The organism is Gemmiger formicilis (genome assembly GCF_016901605.1).
GTDB classification, from domain to species: Bacteria; Bacillota; Clostridia; order Oscillospirales; family Ruminococcaceae; genus Gemmiger; species Gemmiger formicilis_B.
Genome location: NZ_JACJKP010000011.1, coordinates 13,693 through 29,210, shown reverse-complemented (window position 1 = coordinate 29,210; position 15,518 = coordinate 13,693). Strand labels below are relative to the sequence as shown.

Genomic DNA, 15,518 nt, shown 5'->3' with positions numbered 1-15,518 from the left:
GGCCCAGGCATGAGTGAACAGCAGAACACCCGTCCCGCGGCACTTGTGACCGGCGGCGGGCGCGGTATTGGCCGGGCTATTTGCCTGGCATTGGCAAAAGCGGGGGTTGACCTGTGCATCAACTACGCCGCAGGGTCTTCTGCCGCAGAGCAAACGGCAGAAGAATGCCGCGAGCTTGGGGTACAGGCGGTTGTACTGCAGGCGGATGTTACCAACCCTGCGGAGTGCCAGAACCTGGTGGAAAAGGCAGCCGGGACCTTCGGGCGTCTGGATGTACTTGTCAATAACGCCGGCGTCAATGCCGATAAATTGATCCTTCGCATGCAGGAAGCCGATTTTGATAAAGTGATCGACACCAATCTCAAGGGCGCCTTTTTCTGCTGCAAGGCGGCCTGCAAACTGATGATGCGCCAGCGGTACGGGCGGATCATCAATATCAGCAGCGTGGTGGGTCTGCACGGCAACGCGGGGCAGAGCAACTACGCCGCCAGCAAGGCGGGCTTGATCGGCCTGACCAAGAGCCTGGCCAAGGAATTTGCAGCCCGGGGCGTGACCGTCAACGCGGTGGCTCCCGGTTTCATCGAGACCGATATGACGGCGGCTATGCCCGAAGCGGCCAAAGCCGCAGCACTGGCAGCCGTTCCTGCCGGACGCATCGGCCATGCCGATGAGGTTGCAGCGGCAGTGGCTTTTCTGGCAAGCAGCCAGGCGGCTTACATCACCGGCCAGGTGTTGTGCGTCGACGGCGGCATGGGTATGTAAAGGGGTGTATCGCCGCGTTGCGGCACCGGCAACGGTGTGCGGCGGTATAAATCCGGTTTAGGTTTGAGAGTTATACTACACAAAGGATAGATAGCGAGGTTTCCAATGGAAAAACGCAGAGTCGTTATTACCGGTCTTGGCACGGTCAATCCTACCGGCAATACTGTGGCAGAAAGCTGGGCGGCCGTGCGCCGCGGGGAATGTGGTATCGGTCCCATTACCCACTATGACACTACCAACAGCAAAGTAAAGCTGGCGGCAGAAGTAAAGGACTTCGATCCTTCTGTTCGTGTGGATAAGCGCGAAGCCCGCAAGATGGCGCGCTTTACCCAATTTGCCGTAGCTGCGGCAGCCGAGGCGGTGGAAGATTCCGGCCTGGATCTGGAAAATACCGATACCAGCCGCTTTGCCACCATCATCTCCAGCGGCATCGGCGGTCTGCCCACCATTGAGGATGAGCATGCAAAAGGGGAAACCAAGGGCTTCGATCGCGTCAGCCCCTTCTTTGTACCTATGTCCATTGCCAATATGGCGGCCGGCCAGGTGGCCATCCGGTTTGGTCTGAAGGGAATGTGCACCAGTCCGGTCACGGCTTGCGCCGGTGGCACCAACGCCATCGGTGATGCGTTCCACCGCATCCGTGACGGGTACGAGGACCTGGCACTCTGCGGCGGTGCCGAAAGCTGCATCAGCCCGTTGGGCGTGGGTGGCTTTACCAGCATGAAAGCCCTGAACACCACCGAAGACCCGGCCCGTGCCTCCATTCCGTTTGATGCGGAACGCGGCGGCTTTGTGATTGGCGAGGGTGCCGGAATCCTGGTGCTGGAAGAGCTGGAACATGCCCAGGCCCGCGGTGCCAAGATCTATGCCGAGGTAGTGGGCTATGGTTCCAACTGCGATGCCTACCACTTTACCGCACCTGCTCCGGGTGGTGCCGGCGGTGCCGCCTGTATGCGCCTGGCGCTGGAGGATGCCCGGCTGACACCTGACAAAATCGGCTACATCAACGCCCACGGCACCAGTACGCACCTTAACGACTCCTGCGAGACTGCAGCCATCAAATCCGTATTCGGTGATCATGCCTATGAACTGTGCGTTTCCAGCACCAAGTCCATGACCGGTCATCTGTTGGGTGCAGCCGGCGGTGTGGAAGGCGTTTTCACTGCTCTGGCTCTGCGTGACGGATATCTGCCGGCCACCATCGGCCTTCAGGTTCCTGATCCGGAATGTGATCTGAACTACCTGCCCAATCAGGGTGTGGAACAGCAGGTGGAATATGCCCTGAGCGACAGTCTGGGCTTTGGTGGTCATAACGCCTGTGTGATCTTTAAACGTTGGGAGGGCTGAGATATGGCAATCATTGCCAACGAACCGCCGTGCACACTCAATGCCGTGCAGATCGCGCAAATCCTGCCGCATCGGTATCCTTTTGCGCTGGTGGATAAAATCACCGACTATACGCCCGGTCAGTGGGCGCGCGGTGTGAAATGCGTCACTATGAACGAACCTTTTTTTCAGGGGCATTTTCCCGGTCAGCCGGTTATGCCCGGCGTGCTGATTCTGGAAGCGCTGGCGCAATGCGGCGCGGTGGCTGCCCTCAGTGAAGAGGGAGCAAAAGGCAAGCTGGCACTGTTCGGTGGCGTGAAAAATGCACGGTTCCGCCGTCAGGTCGTGCCGGGAGATGTGCTGACCTTGGAATGTGAACTGATCGAGCGCCATGGCCCTGTGGGAATCGGCAAAGCCACCGCCTGGGTGGATGGTGTGCGTGCGGTCAATGCGGAACTGACCTTTGCGATTGTGGATCGGGAGTCTGACCAGTGACAGCTACCAATAAACAGGACTGGTCAAACGCACCGAAACATGGTATACTGATCCATAATGATGCAAAAGGTCTGCGGGTGCGTCTGCGCCGTCCGGCACTGCCGTATGCGCCCTCCCGCAAGCAGGACCTTCAGGAGGTTTTTGCCATGTTGGATCAGGCGTTTCAGCAAGTGTACACCAAGTTCAAATTGCATTTTTATCAGCAGGTCTTCAGTAAGTTTGAAAATCGGGAAGCGACGCTGACGACGGTGGAATCTTTCTGCATGGAAGTCATTATGGCGCTGGGGCATCCCACCATTGCGGAATTTTCCAATATGATGAATCTTTCCACCCCCAACGCAGCCTACAAGATCAACAATCTTGTCAAAAAGGGCTATGTAAAAAAGGTCCGTTCCACCACCGACAAGCGGGAGTACTATCTGTATCCTACCCGCAAGTATGTGGATTATTACAGCATCAGCTACGCCTATTTGCAGCAGGTAGTGGACCGCGCCAAGCAGCGCTTCTCACCGGATGAACTGCAAAAACTGGAGGAGATGCTGCGGGTCGTTTCAGAGGAACTGATGCCGGAGATCAAACTCCCGGCGGGGGGGCCTGCCACTGCGGTGGAACCCCAGCCCTGAGGGCAAAATAAACAGGTTTTTGTCGGGAGGACCGGCGGCTTTGGCTGTCGGTCCGCTTTTTTGTGGGGATTTTCTGCATAGATTTTTTACAGGTCGTCCCCCTTGACAACAAGAGGGACAGGCCCCATAATAAAAATGATACGATAAAAAGAGAGGGGGTGCGGACCATGCGAGTGATTGCAGGAACCGCCCGCGGCAAAAATTTGCAGGCTCTTCCGGGGGAAGACATCACCCGGCCGACCATCAATCGGGTCAAAGAGGCTATGTTTTCCAGTGTACAGTTTCTGGTGCCGGGGGCACGGGTGCTGGATCTTTTCGCAGGCAGCGGCCAGCTGGGAATTGAGGCGTTGTCCCGCGGTGCCAAGAGCTGCGTTTTTGTAGACCAGTCGCCGGATGCACTGGCGATCATTACCGCGAACTGCAAGACGGCCGGGGTGGACCGCCAGAGCGATATCCGTCATGGGGAAGCACTGCGTTTCCTGGCCAACATTCGTGGGCCTTTTGATCTGGTACTGCTGGACCCGCCGTTTCATCAGGGACTGCTGGAGCAGGTACTGCCTGCCTTACAGGAAAAACTGGCACCCGGCGGGGTGATTCTGGCGGAAAGCGAAAGAGAGGCTGAACTGCCGGAACGCATCGGTACATTGGTACGCACCAAGCAATATTTTTACGGCAAGATCATGGTCAGCCGGTACGAGAGAGAGGAACAGGCATGAACGTAGAGGAACTGCTGGACTTGATGGAAGAAACGCTGGAAGCCGGTACGGCCGTGCCCTTCGCGGCGGCCAAGCGTGTGGTGGATGTGGACCGTATGCGGGACATCATCGACGAGGTGCGCAACAACCTGCCGGATGAAGTGCGGGAAAGCAAAAAAATTGTCAACGACCGGGAACAGATTCTGAAAAACGCCCATGTGGAATCGGAAAATATCATTCAACAGGCCGAGGAACGCGCCCGGGCATTGGTCAGCGAGCAGGAGATCGTCAAGCGCAGTCAGCAGCGGGCGGTGGAGATCCTGACGGCTGCACAGACCCAGGCGAAAGAGCTCAGCCGCAACGCTACGGTCTACTGTGAGGGCATTCTCAAAAATTCCGAGGAAGTGCTTGCCCGCAGTGTGGCGGATATTAAAAATACCCGCATGAACCTGCGCAGCGCAGCTTCCCGTTCTATGCGCGGCCAGAAAAAATAAGAGGCAGGAAGAAGGCTGGTCCCAGCCAATCCCGTCAGAAAACAGCGAAGCGAAAGACATTCGAACTCCCTTCTCAAAGGGGCTCGGATGTCTTTTTTTGTTGCGCCGAAGGAAAATAATGCGGAAAATTTGGACACGAAAAAAACGGCTTTGCACAACTGTGAAAATTCTGCTCCCAGCGGACTTTTTTGGTTCGTTACTCTTGCTTTTTATCGTCTGAGATGGTAGACTTAATTTACCGTAGTGGGGAAAAGTGGTTAAAGAATCCATTCTGGTGGTTAAAAGTGGGTAGTTTTCCACGCTTTCCACAGAGTTTTCCACCAACCTGACGCGGCAACGTAAAAAAATCTGCGGAAAGCTTGTGCAAAACGTCGAAAGCCGGGAAAGGAGGGGGACAGCATGCTCGTCGGGCAATATGATTACGCCATCGATGCAAAAGGGCGGCTGAATTTCCCCGCTAAATTCCGGGATGCGATGGGGGAAACCTTCATCGTGACACGTTGGCTGGACCATTGTCTGGCAGCTTTCCCCACCGAGGAATTTGAAAAGGTCGCAGCCAAGATTGAAGAAAAGGGTCTGGTAAAAGGCCGTAAGGTCAGCCGTATGCTGTATGCTTCGGCGGTGGAAGTCACGCCGGACAAGCAGGGACGCATCCAGCTGCCTGCCAAACTGCGTGAGTACGCCGGGCTGGACCACGATGTGACCATCATCGGCAACCGCAGTTTTGCCGAAATCTGGAATACCGCCGCCTGGAACGGCGATCAGGCCACCAGCGATGAGGACTTCACCGCTGCGATGGAGGAACTGGACTTTTAAACGATAGGTAGTTGACAAAATGGAATTCTCTCACATACCCGTGCTGCTGCAGCCCTGTCTTGACGGGCTGGCCATTGATCCCACCGGCATTTACCTGGATGGTACAGCCGGCGGGGCAGGGCACAGTATGCAGATCGCTAAACGCTTGACCACAGGGCGACTGATTGCGCTCGACCAGGACCCGGATGCGGTGGCAGCCGCCACCGAAAGGCTCAAGGGCCTGCCCGCCCAGGTGGTACAGGCAAATTTCCGCGACGCTGCGCGGGTGCTCGCGGATCTTTCAATCCCGGCGGTCAACGGGGCCCTGTTGGACCTCGGCGTTTCCAGCCACCAGCTGGATGATGCGGCGCGCGGTTTCTCCTACCATGCCGATGCACCGCTTGATATGCGCATGAGCCAACAGGGTCCCACCGCCGCGGACCTGGTCAACACCCTGGACCGTGAAGAACTGACGCGCATTTTGCGTGACTATGGCGAAGAACCGTACGCCTGGCAGATTGCCGGCAAGATTGTGGCTGCGCGGGAACAGCAGCCTATCACCACAACACTGCAGCTGGCAGATCTAGTGGCTTCGGCCGTGCCGCCGGCGGAACGCCGTAAAGCCAAGAACCCGGCAAGACGCACCTTCCAGGCAATCCGCATTGCCGTTAATTCCGAGATGGATGTGCTGAACGAGGGACTGGATGCCATTTTCAATTGTCTGGCACCGGGTGGTCGGCTTTGCGTGATCACCTTCCACAGCCTGGAAGACCGCCTGGTGAAAAACAAGTTCCGCCGTTGGGCACAGCGCTGCACCTGCCCGCCGGAACAGCCCATCTGCACCTGCGGCGGTATCCCCAAAGCAAAACTGATCACCCGTAAACCTATAGAGGCCAATGAGGAAGAACTGCAACAGAACCGAAGAGCGCGTTCTGCCAAATTGAGAGTGTTGGAGAAAGTATAACGAGGCAAAATCATGACAACTGTTTTATTGCATACCGGTCAGACGGCTCCCAAAATTGAGCGCAGAGAGCCGAATGTACGGGTGGTGCGCGGCGGCAAGCATGGCCTGAACCGCGCACGTCAGCTGGCAACTTCCATGGTCAACGTACTGGCAGTTGCTCTGCTGCTGGGTCTGGTGGTCAGTGTGGTGTACAGCCAGGCCAAAATCACAGAGCTGAACGGCCAGATCAATGAGACGATGGAGCAGCTCACCGCCGCCGAAAGTGAATATGACTATCTGGCAACCCAGATGAGCAACATTACCAGCCGTACCAGCCTGCAGCAGGTGGCCGAAGGTCAGCTTGGCCTGGTACAGGTGGACCCCAGCCAGATCACCTATGTCCAGCTGGAGGATCAGAGCGTGATCGAAAGAAACACCAACAGCACCGAGCTGTTCCTCTCTGATGTGCGTACAGCTGCGCTGAATCTGTTGGGCAGCCTGAACCCGTAACAGAACAATGTGTGGGCAGCGAGCCTTTTTACCAGCGGCGGCAACGCCGTGCGTAAAAAGGCTCGCCGCCGCAATCAGGGAAAAATCCTCCAAAAGGGAGTCGCTATGTCCAATCCTGTGCAAAATCCAAATCCGAATCCACATTTCCGGGCCAAGGTCCTGCAACGCACCTTGCTGGCTATTGCCATTTTTCTGATTTTCTTTTTCGGCGTTCTGATTTATCAGCTGTACGCCCTGCAGCTGCGTGACGCAGAACTGTACCGCACCGAGGCCGTTACCCAGCAGATGCAGGATACCGAGCTGCCTGCGGTGCGCGGTTCCATCTACAGTGCCAACGGCAAGCTGCTGGCCAAGAGCAACACCGTCTGGAACATTATTGCCAATCCGCTGCAATCCCAGAAAAACGGGGCGACCACCGCACAGCTGCAGACCGCGGCGGAAGAGATTGCCAACCTGTTGAACGATGGCACTACAGCGGAAAGCATCTTTAATATTTTGACGGCTACCAATTCCAACGGGGAACTGTATGAATACCGTGTGGTAGCCAAAGGCGTGGAAAAGCCGGTGGCGGATGCCATCATCGAATACTCCATGAACTACCGCACCGATCCGAAGGAAGGGGAGGAGCAGGGGTACCGCATTGTGGTACTTTCCACCGAGCAGACCTCCACGCGCAGCTATCCCTACGGCGCGTTTTTGTCCTCGGTGCTGGGATTCTGCAATGCCGACGGTTCCGGCGCTTACGGTCTGGAAAAATCCTATGACGATGAACTTTCCGGTACGCCGGGGCGCAGTATTGCCGAAACCAACGTAAACGGCGAAGTGCTGGCCAATGCGGAAGCGGATGTCTACCCGGCCATTGACGGCAACAACCTGAACTTGACCATCGATGAGAACGTACAGGCCATTGTAGAAGAGTACCTGACCGAGGCCATGAATACGTTCAGCGTGCATGGCCGCGGCAGTGCGATTGTGATGAATGTCAAGACCGGGGCCATTCTGGCTATGGCAACGGTGGAACAGTTTGACCCCAACGATCCCTACACCATCTACGACGAAAAAATGCAGGCGATCCTGGATAAGGAAGAACTGGACGAGGAAGATATTGACTGGCTCAAGAGCCGCCTGGGCGAAAAAGAGGTGGCGTCCATTATTGAGGACGGCAAGGTGAGCCGCGAAACCACCACCGACGAGGAAGGCAATACCGTCAGCAGTGAATATACCCAGCTGCAGGGTATGTTACGAGAGGCACAGTGGAAGAATAAGAACATCACCGAACTTTATATGCCCGGTTCGGTGTTCAAGCTGATCACCGCTTCCGCCGGTCTGGATTCCGGCATCATGACGGCTGGCCAGACATTCTACTGCAGCGGCGAGTTTACCGTAGACGCTGGTACAGTGTGGGAGCATACCTACCACTGCGCCAATGATACAGCCCACGGTCAGTTGGATATGGCCGGTGCTTTGAACCACAGCTGCAACCTGTGGTTTATCCAGGCTGCCCAGACACTGCAGCCCACGGTATTCTACGACTATATCCAGGCATTCGGCTTTACCCAGACCACGGGCATTGATCTTCCCAACGAAACTCGCTGGACCAGCGTTTATAATGCGGAACAGATGGCGGAAGTGGATACCAACCTGTATACGGCGGCGTTTGGCCAGAACGAAGCCATTACCCCCATGCAGATGGCTACGGCGGTGGCTGCCATCGCCAATGGCGGTTATCTGGTCACGCCCTATGTGGTGGACTCCATTACCGACAGTGATGGTAATGTGATTCAAAAGACCGAGGCCAACATCCGGCGCCAGGTGATTTCGGAAGAAGTCAGTGAACAGATTCTTGCCATGATGGAAACCAGTGTGGACCCCAACAGCGAGACTACTGACGGGTACCACTCCAATAAAAATGCCTATGTGGCAGGGTACCGTATTGGCGGAAAATCCGGTACGGCCGAACGTACCGACCGTGATCTGCGGTATGACGGCGACTATTACAAAACCATGAGTTTTGCCGCCGTACTGCCCATCGATGACCCCGAAATCGAAGTTTTTGTGGTTCTGGATGACCCGCGCTGGGTCCGTGACTTCGCCAGCGAAGTTGTGGCGCCGGTGGTTGGCAACATCATCAGCGAGGTGGCGCCGTATCTTGGCATTGAACAGGACCCCGATTACAACCCCACCGGAACGGTCACGGTGCAGACCTGCCTGGATTACACCTGGACCAATGCGCAGGTCACTTTGAACCAGCTTGGCCTGAAGCATAAACTCATCGGCTCCAACGGCACGATCGTATATCAGTATCCTTACGGTGGCAGCAAAGTCCCGGCAGGGTCTACGATCTACCTTTATACAGAAACGGATCAGGATGCCATGACAACCGTGCCCGATGTAATGGGCAAGAGCGGCAGTTTTGCCGAACAGATGCTGCGTGCCGCCAATCTCAACGTTCAGTTTGAGGGGGACAGCGGTGGAAATGTTGTGGCCCAGAGCGTTGCAGCCAATACAAGTACCGCCTACGGAACCATTGTCACTCTGACCATGGATTCTTCGGGCACAGAAGATAGCGCGGATACCACCTCCGAACCGGCGGCCTCCGAATCTGCGGAGGAAACACCGGCACCGGAAAGTGAAGAAACGTCCGGGGAATGACCCGGGCCGCGCATGGACTCAGTAATCAAAAAGGAGGCATATTTCTATGCAACCGATTCCCGCAAACGAATTGCTCGCCGGTCTGGCACTGGCAGAACCTGTTTCCATTCAGGCGGTTGTCACCGACAGCCGCAAGGTGGTCCCCGGGTGCGTCTTTGTCTGTTTCCCCGGTGAGCGTGTAGATGGCCATGATTTTGCTGCCGGTGCCTACCAGAAAGGCGCTGCGTATATCATTGCCAACCATCCGGTAGAGGGTGTTCCCGAGGACCGTACCGTTGTGGTGCCCAACAGCGCCCTGGCCATGATCCGGATGGCCTCCAATTACCGTATGCTGTTCAGCCCGCGTATCATCGGCGTTACGGGCAGTGTGGGCAAAACCACCACCAAGGAATTCTGCTACGCGGTTCTTTCCGCCTTTGGCAACACCCTCAAAACCGAAGGTAACCAAAACAATGATATTGGCGTTCCCAACACTTTGTTCCGCCTGGAAAACGCCACCGAGTATGCGGTGGTGGAGATGGGCATGGACCACGCCGGGGAGATCGAGCGACTGACCCGCTGCGTTCGCCCTTCCGCAGGCATCATTACCATGATTGGTGTTTCTCATCTGGAAAATCTTGGTACGCGAGAGAATATACTGAAAGCAAAGATGGAAATCTGTGCCGGGCTGCCGGATGGTGCACCCCTGGTGCTCAATGCCGACAATGACCTGCTGCCTGAGGCACAGGTGCCGGCCCGTTTGCGTGCTGTATGGTTTGGCGTGGAACGGGACGCAGACGTTCGTGCCCGCGATGTGCAGACCGGTCCGCAGGGGACCACCTTTACCATTGAAGATAAGGAATATGGAAACTTCTCGGTGTCGATTCCCACCGCAGGGCTGCATACAGTGTATGATGCCCTGGCAGCCTATGCGGCGGCCACTCGCCTGGGGCTGGACCCGGTTACCTGTGCGGCGGCACTGTCCCGCTACCAGACAACGGGAATGCGCCAGAACATTGTGGAAAAAGGCGGCGTGACAGTGATTGAGGATTGCTACAACGCCAGCCCGGACAGTATGAAAGCAGCCATCTCTGTACTGAAAGCATTGCCCAATCCTCGCAAAGTCGCTTTGCTGGGAGATATGCTGGAACTGGGCGATGCCAGTGAAGCAGGCCACCGTCATACGGGAGAGTGGGCAGCCGAAGCGAGCGTTGATGTACTGATCGCGTACGGCCCGCGCAGTGCAGCTATGGCAGAGGCGGCCAAGGCCAAGGGCGTAACAACTGTGCATTGCCAAAATGCCCAAGAGGTGCTACAATGTTTACGGCAATTTGTACACCCCGGTGACGCGCTGCTGGCCAAAGCAAGCCACGCGATGAAATTGGAAGATTTGTTGCAGGAGTATTACGCTGAATTGCCGCAGGCGTGACGGCTTCCCGTGCAGTCATGCCAAGAAAAGATGAGTTTTTTGGAGGAATGACTGCATGGAGCAAACTGTCTCCTATATGTTGGCCGCGGCCGCAGTGGGCGGCTTTGCCGTAACCGCTGTGACCTGCTGGCTGCTGATTCCGGTACTGCACCGCTTGCATTTCGGCCAGACCATCCGTGAGGAAGGGCCCACCTGGCATAATAAAAAGAATGGTACCCCCACTATGGGCGGTCTGGGATTCGTTTTCGGTATCCTGGTTACGCTGGGCGTGGTTTGGGGGCTGTTCCACAGCAAAGCCCCCGATGTATTGGGCCCCCAGCAGATGGCGGCCGGTATGCTGGTACTTTTCCTGGCGTTCGGTTCCGGTCTGATCGGTTTCCTGGATGACTTCATCAAGGTTATCAAACACCGTAACCTGGGTCTGACTGCCGGGCAGAAAATTGTTCTGCAGGTTGCTGTCACGGTCGGTTTTATGATTGGACTGCATGCACTGGGGCTGCTCTCCACAGAGGTTATGCTGCCGGTGGCCGGTGCGGTGGATTTTGGCATCTTCTTTTATCCCATTGCCTTTTTCGGCATTATCTTTTTGGTCAATGCCGTTAACCTTACCGACGGTCTGGACGGCCTGTGCACCGGTGTGACCTTTGTGTCTATGCTGGGCTATTTGCTGGCGGGCAGCCTGTTGGGCTTTGTGCATGTTTCGCTGATCGCTTCGGCAACGGCGGGTGCCTGTGCAGGGTTCCTTGTCTGGAACTTCTACCCGGCCAAGGTGTTCATGGGGGACACCGGCAGCATGTTCTTCGGCGGCCTGGTTACGGCACTGGCGTTTATTATGGACCGCCCCGAACTGGTGCTGTTCTTTGGTCTTGTGTATATCTGGGACGCCATTACGGTGGTGATCCAGCGCGTCTACTTTAAGCTCACCCACGGCAAGCGCATTTTCAAAATGACGCCGATTCACCACGCCTTTGAAATGCGCGGCTGGCGGGAAGTCAAGATTGACGGCTTCTTTGCCCTTATTGCGGCAGTGGGTGTGGCACTCGGTATCTTGTATATCTGTCTTGTATAACCGTACCTGGTGGTGCGGTGTTCCCCGGCACGCCCCGAAAGGAGGGCCACCCCTTTGCAAAACACATCTCTCAGCCTTTTGGCCCTGATTTTGGATCGTTCTGTTGGCAACATCATCCGCATGATCCGTGTGATCCGTCTGCCCAAAGCGGAGCGCGGACCCGTTTCATGGGGATTTGTAGGTACGTTGGCGGTAACGCTGGCTTACGGCCTGATTATGTTGTTTTCGGCCAGTTATTCCAGTGGTTATACCAAATACGGCGACATTTACCATTTTATCAAACCGCAGGCAATCGTAGCGGTCGTGGGATTTGCCGCCATGCTGTTTATGTCCCGCATCAACTACCGCGCACTGCGGTATCTCAACGAGACATTCTATTTCGTCACTTTGGTCCTTCTGGTTGTGGCACTGTTTATGCCCAGTGACAGCAACGGTTGTTACCGCTGGGTATATTTCCCGGGCGGCATGTCGCTGCAGCCGTCCGAAATGGCGAAGTTTGCCATTATTCTGGGAACCGCCGATGCGCTGGATAAGCGGAAGGACAAAATCAAGAATCCCATCTATGGAATTCTTCTGCCGGCACTGCCCCTGATTCCCGTTCTGATTCTGCTTAAATTGGAACCGCATAACTCCGCCATGCTGCTGATGTGCGCCATTTTCGGCACCATGATCTTTTGCGCGGGCGGCGGCGGTGCATGGCTGTTTGGCGCCATAGGCGTGGGTCTGGCCGGTGCGGCTGCATACTTAAACTATCTGGCCAACAGCGGCGGCTACGCGGCAGACCGACTGGGCGGTGTGTGGGGCCTTACCCCCACCGATACCACCAACATGCTGTGGCAGACCCGCCAGAGTGTGTACGCTATCTGTACCGGCGGGTTGTTCGGTGTTGGCATTGGCAACAGTGTCCAGAAGCACCAGTGGCTTCCTTATGCCGAGAATGACTTTATCTTCTCGGTCGTTTGTGAGGAGCTGGGCTTTGTGGGCGCCGTGGCGCTGATTCTGCTTTTCGCAGCGATCATTGTGCAGGGAATTTTAATTGCCCTGAATGCACCGGATTTCTTCGGCACCATGCTGGGCATCGGCGTTACGGCACAGGTGGCATGGCAGGCATTCTGCCATATTGGTGTGGCGACTGCATTGCTGCCCAATACCGGCATCAGTCTGCCGTTCTTCTCTTCGGGCGGCACCAGTTTGCTGCTGCTTTTGGGCGAAATGGGCGTTCTGCTCAGTATCTCTCGCACAGGCAACGCACGGCTGGAAGCCCGCAAAAAGCACAACCAGGAAGAGATGGACCGTAAGTTGGGCCGTGTGCCGCATCGTCCGGTCTATCGCCGCCAGAGGGTCTGATTACATAGCGGCAAAAGAAAAGGGGAGAGAATATGCGTGTTTTGATCGCTGCCGGCGGAACAGCCGGCCATATCAATCCGGCACTGGCTATTGCGGGAGCGCTGAAAGCGGCGGTTCCCACAGCGGAAATTCATTTTGCCGGTCGTCAGGAAGGCATGGAATACGGGCTGGTCACCAAGGCAGGATATCCTTTTCATCACATTGAGATCAACGGTTTTCAGCGCCACCTGAACCCTGAGAACATTGTGCGCAATGTGGTTGCGGTATGGCATTTGGCGCTTTCCGGCCCCCGTACCCAAAAGATTCTCAAAGAAGTGCAGCCGGATCTGGTTATTGGCTGCGGCGGCTACGTCAGCGGTCCTATTGTTCGCGCTGCGGCCAAGCGGGGAATCAAAACCGCGATCCATGAGCAGAACGCCTTTCCCGGTGTGACCAATAAATTGCTGGCCAAGGATGTAGATCTGGTACTGGCAGCCAGCGCCGATGCGGTGGAAAAACTTGGCGCGCCCGATAAGACGTTTGTAGTGGGCAACCCGGTTCGTCCGGAGGTTCTCACGGCAGACCGCACGGCGGCACGGCAGAAACTGAAAGCAGGGGATCGCACCGTGATCCTGAGCTTTGGCGGCAGCCTGGGCGCTGACCGCATCAACGAAGTGGTAGCGGACCTCTGTGCCTGGGAAAAGGAACAGGGCGCCAATGTGTTGCATTTGCATGCCACCGGTAAGCGCGGCGTGGGACTGTTTGCCAACCTGGAAAGGAAAAAGGGATTTGCGCCCGGCCCCAACCTTGTGGTAACACCGTATATCAACAATATGCCGCAGCTGCTGGCAGCGGCGGACCTGGTCATTGCACGGTCCGGCGCGTTGACTCTGGCAGAACTGGAAGCTGTGGGCCGGGCTTCGGTATTGATCCCCAGCCCTAACGTGGCAGAGAACCATCAGTATTACAATGCACTGGAATTGCAAAAAGCCGGTGCAGCGGTTGTGATCGAAGAAAAAGACCTTACAGGCGAAAAACTGATCGATACGGTCCAGAAAATGCTTGGAACGCCGGGTAAGCTGGCCGAGATGGGAGCGAATGCCAAAAAGCTGGGCAATCCGCACAGCCTTGAATTGATTACCGAAAAATTGCTGAGTCTTGTAAAGTGAAGTAACTTTACTCTTGAAAATACAGGAAAGGAGCCACCCACATGGACCGCGACCAACGAAGCCGGCAGCAAAAGTCCAGAGGTGGCTCCTTTACTCGTCCTGCGCAAAAACGCAGTCTGAGCAGCAGAATGGGGCTGCAGAAACAAAGACCGCAGACTACTGCGTCACGGCGTCCGGCCCCCAATCCCAACCCGCAGCCACAGCGCCGCCAGGCGCCGCCTGCACAGCAGTATCGGCACGGGACACAGCAGCTCAATCCCCAAAAAGCAGGTTACACACCGGGGGAACCGCGCAGGCAGCGGCGGGTCACGCAGGCAGAACTGCTGCGGCGCCGCAACCGGCGCCGTGCATTGGGCGTCCTGGGCGTTTTGGCGGTACTGGCGCTGGGTGCGATTGTTTCGATCAATCTGTTGTTCAAGGTCACATCCTTCAGGGTGGAAACTTTCGACCGGACCACACCGGCAGATACCGGTATCTATACGGAAGATGAAATCATTGCCGCCCTGGGCATTGAGACCAATACAAGTTTGTTTGGCTTTTCCACCACGGAAAAAACTGCGCAGCTTCAAACGCAGTTCCCGTATCTGGACAATGTAGAGGTTAACATCCAGCTGCCCGGTACAGTAATCATCAAGGTGACGCCCGCAACGGAACGGTTTGCCTGTATGTATTCCGGCGGATGGGTTGTACTCAGTGATTCTCTCAAAATCTTACGCAGCGATATTTCGCAGCCGGCAGGCTTAACGGTACTTTCCTGTTCTCTTCCGGCGGATTTTGCCCCTACACCGGGTGCGTTTGTGGAGCCGGTCAGCTATAATTCGCTGTTGGAAGGGGAGACCGAAACGGCCGAAACCGCCCATCAGGATGCAACAGAGATTCTGATGGAACTTCTGGATGAACTGGAAGCGGAAGCCTTGAGCGATGGCGTGACGGTACTCAATATCAGTGATCTGAGTGACATCTCCTTTACCTATCAGGACCGCATCCAGGTTTTGCTGGGAAACAGCAACCGTATGGATTATAAGGTGCGTCTGGCAGCTGTTGCCATTCTGGACCCTGAGAAGGGATTGGCAGCCAGTGATAAAGGAACGCTGGATGTAAGCTACCAGCAGACCGATGGAGAGATCAAAGGGTATTTTGCACCCGAGGAACCGGAACCGACGCCCACGCCTCAGCCGGAAGAAGGCGAGGAGGGTGAAGAAGGTGACACGGAATCCACAGATACCTCTTCCGATGCCGAAAGCCAATAAA

The 15,518-nt window shown here is 56.1% G+C and carries 15 protein-coding genes; all 15 read left to right on the top strand.

Features of this window, described 5'->3' with window-relative positions; translation table 11 throughout:
* Nucleotides 1-9: 9 nt before the first annotated feature.
* The 15 genes from fabG to H6B10_RS01820 all read left to right on the top strand — a co-directional run bounded on the left by fabG (nt 10) and on the right by H6B10_RS01820 (nt 15,517).
* Nucleotides 10-762 carry a 3-oxoacyl-[acyl-carrier-protein] reductase gene (fabG, locus tag H6B10_RS01890; protein WP_204649222.1) on the top strand — a complete coding sequence of 251 codons (753 nt, stop codon included), beginning with the start codon at nt 10-12 and terminating at the stop codon, nt 760-762.
* 105 nt (nt 763-867) lie between these two features.
* Entirely contained in the window at nt 868-2,109 is a 1,242-nt protein-coding gene (fabF, locus tag H6B10_RS01885; RefSeq protein WP_204649220.1) for a beta-ketoacyl-ACP synthase II, read from the top strand.
* A 3-nt stretch (nt 2,110-2,112) separates the two neighbouring features.
* Nucleotides 2,113-2,583 carry a 3-hydroxyacyl-ACP dehydratase FabZ gene (fabZ, locus tag H6B10_RS01880; protein WP_204649219.1) on the top strand — a complete coding sequence of 157 codons (471 nt, stop codon included), beginning with the start codon at nt 2,113-2,115 and terminating at the stop codon, nt 2,581-2,583.
* A 146-nt stretch (nt 2,584-2,729) separates the two neighbouring features.
* Nucleotides 2,730-3,206 (top strand): MarR family winged helix-turn-helix transcriptional regulator, encoded by a 477-nt coding sequence (locus H6B10_RS01875; protein WP_204649221.1) that lies wholly within the window; start codon nt 2,730-2,732, stop codon nt 3,204-3,206.
* Between the two features lie 158 nt (nt 3,207-3,364).
* The gene (rsmD, locus tag H6B10_RS01870) at nt 3,365-3,922 is read left to right on the top strand and encodes a 16S rRNA (guanine(966)-N(2))-methyltransferase RsmD (protein WP_330031494.1); all 558 of its coding nucleotides are present in this window, start codon (nt 3,365-3,367) and stop codon (nt 3,920-3,922) included.
* Nucleotides 3,919-4,395 (top strand): ATPase, encoded by a 477-nt coding sequence (locus tag H6B10_RS01865; RefSeq protein ID WP_204649217.1) that lies wholly within the window; start codon nt 3,919-3,921, stop codon nt 4,393-4,395. The genes rsmD and H6B10_RS01865 overlap by 4 nt, the downstream gene beginning before the upstream one ends.
* A gap of 399 nt (nt 4,396-4,794) precedes the next feature.
* On the top strand, nt 4,795-5,211 hold the full coding sequence (gene mraZ / locus H6B10_RS01860; RefSeq protein ID WP_204649216.1) for a division/cell wall cluster transcriptional repressor MraZ: 417 nt from the start codon (nt 4,795-4,797) through the stop codon (nt 5,209-5,211).
* Nucleotides 5,212-5,230: 19 nt separating this feature from the next.
* Complete coding sequence (gene rsmH, locus H6B10_RS01855) at nt 5,231-6,154, top strand: 16S rRNA (cytosine(1402)-N(4))-methyltransferase RsmH (protein ID WP_204649215.1); 924 nt, start codon at nt 5,231-5,233, stop codon at nt 6,152-6,154.
* 12 nt (nt 6,155-6,166) lie between these two features.
* Nucleotides 6,167-6,643: a hypothetical protein gene (locus tag H6B10_RS01850; protein ID WP_204649214.1), complete on the top strand. Its 477-nt coding sequence runs from the start codon at nt 6,167-6,169 to the stop codon at nt 6,641-6,643.
* A gap of 105 nt (nt 6,644-6,748) precedes the next feature.
* Nucleotides 6,749-9,295, top strand: a complete 2,547-nt coding sequence (locus H6B10_RS01845) for a penicillin-binding transpeptidase domain-containing protein (protein WP_204649213.1) — start codon at nt 6,749-6,751, stop codon at nt 9,293-9,295.
* Between the two features lie 46 nt (nt 9,296-9,341).
* Nucleotides 9,342-10,703, top strand: a complete 1,362-nt coding sequence (locus H6B10_RS01840) for a UDP-N-acetylmuramoyl-tripeptide--D-alanyl-D-alanine ligase (protein WP_204649212.1) — start codon at nt 9,342-9,344, stop codon at nt 10,701-10,703.
* A gap of 55 nt (nt 10,704-10,758) precedes the next feature.
* Nucleotides 10,759-11,772, top strand: a complete 1,014-nt coding sequence (gene mraY, locus H6B10_RS01835) for a phospho-N-acetylmuramoyl-pentapeptide-transferase (RefSeq protein WP_204649211.1) — start codon at nt 10,759-10,761, stop codon at nt 11,770-11,772.
* Between the two features lie 54 nt (nt 11,773-11,826).
* On the top strand, nt 11,827-13,119 hold the full coding sequence (locus tag H6B10_RS01830; RefSeq protein WP_204649210.1) for an FtsW/RodA/SpoVE family cell cycle protein: 1,293 nt from the start codon (nt 11,827-11,829) through the stop codon (nt 13,117-13,119).
* A gap of 32 nt (nt 13,120-13,151) precedes the next feature.
* The gene (gene murG / locus H6B10_RS01825; protein WP_204649209.1) at nt 13,152-14,267 is read left to right on the top strand and encodes an undecaprenyldiphospho-muramoylpentapeptide beta-N-acetylglucosaminyltransferase; all 1,116 of its coding nucleotides are present in this window, start codon (nt 13,152-13,154) and stop codon (nt 14,265-14,267) included.
* A gap of 41 nt (nt 14,268-14,308) precedes the next feature.
* Nucleotides 14,309-15,517, top strand: coding sequence for a cell division protein FtsQ/DivIB (locus H6B10_RS01820; RefSeq protein ID WP_204649208.1), 1,209 nt, complete (start codon nt 14,309-14,311; stop codon nt 15,515-15,517).
* Nucleotide 15,518 lies beyond the last annotated feature (1 nt).

Excerpts from the sequence above, each read along its gene's own strand:
- H6B10_RS01875 (WP_204649221.1), top strand. The coding sequence starts at position 2,730 with ATGTTGGATCAGGCGTTTCAGCAAGTGTACACCAAGTTCAAATTGCAT.
- mraY (WP_204649211.1), top strand. The coding sequence starts at position 10,759 with ATGGAGCAAACTGTCTCCTATATGTTGGCCGCGGCCGCAGTGGGCGGC.
- H6B10_RS01850 (WP_204649214.1), top strand. The coding sequence starts at position 6,167 with ATGACAACTGTTTTATTGCATACCGGTCAGACGGCTCCCAAAATTGAG.
- rsmH (WP_204649215.1), top strand. The coding sequence starts at position 5,231 with ATGGAATTCTCTCACATACCCGTGCTGCTGCAGCCCTGTCTTGACGGG.
- mraZ (WP_204649216.1), top strand. The coding sequence starts at position 4,795 with ATGCTCGTCGGGCAATATGATTACGCCATCGATGCAAAAGGGCGGCTG.
- fabF (WP_204649220.1), top strand. The coding sequence starts at position 868 with ATGGAAAAACGCAGAGTCGTTATTACCGGTCTTGGCACGGTCAATCCT.
- H6B10_RS01845 (WP_204649213.1), top strand. The coding sequence starts at position 6,749 with ATGTCCAATCCTGTGCAAAATCCAAATCCGAATCCACATTTCCGGGCC.
- fabG (WP_204649222.1), top strand. The coding sequence starts at position 10 with ATGAGTGAACAGCAGAACACCCGTCCCGCGGCACTTGTGACCGGCGGC.
- fabZ (WP_204649219.1), top strand. The coding sequence starts at position 2,113 with ATGGCAATCATTGCCAACGAACCGCCGTGCACACTCAATGCCGTGCAG.
- H6B10_RS01840 (WP_204649212.1), top strand. The coding sequence starts at position 9,342 with ATGCAACCGATTCCCGCAAACGAATTGCTCGCCGGTCTGGCACTGGCA.
- H6B10_RS01820 (WP_204649208.1), top strand. The coding sequence starts at position 14,309 with ATGGACCGCGACCAACGAAGCCGGCAGCAAAAGTCCAGAGGTGGCTCC.
- H6B10_RS01865 (WP_204649217.1), top strand. The coding sequence starts at position 3,919 with ATGAACGTAGAGGAACTGCTGGACTTGATGGAAGAAACGCTGGAAGCC.
- murG (WP_204649209.1), top strand. The coding sequence starts at position 13,152 with ATGCGTGTTTTGATCGCTGCCGGCGGAACAGCCGGCCATATCAATCCG.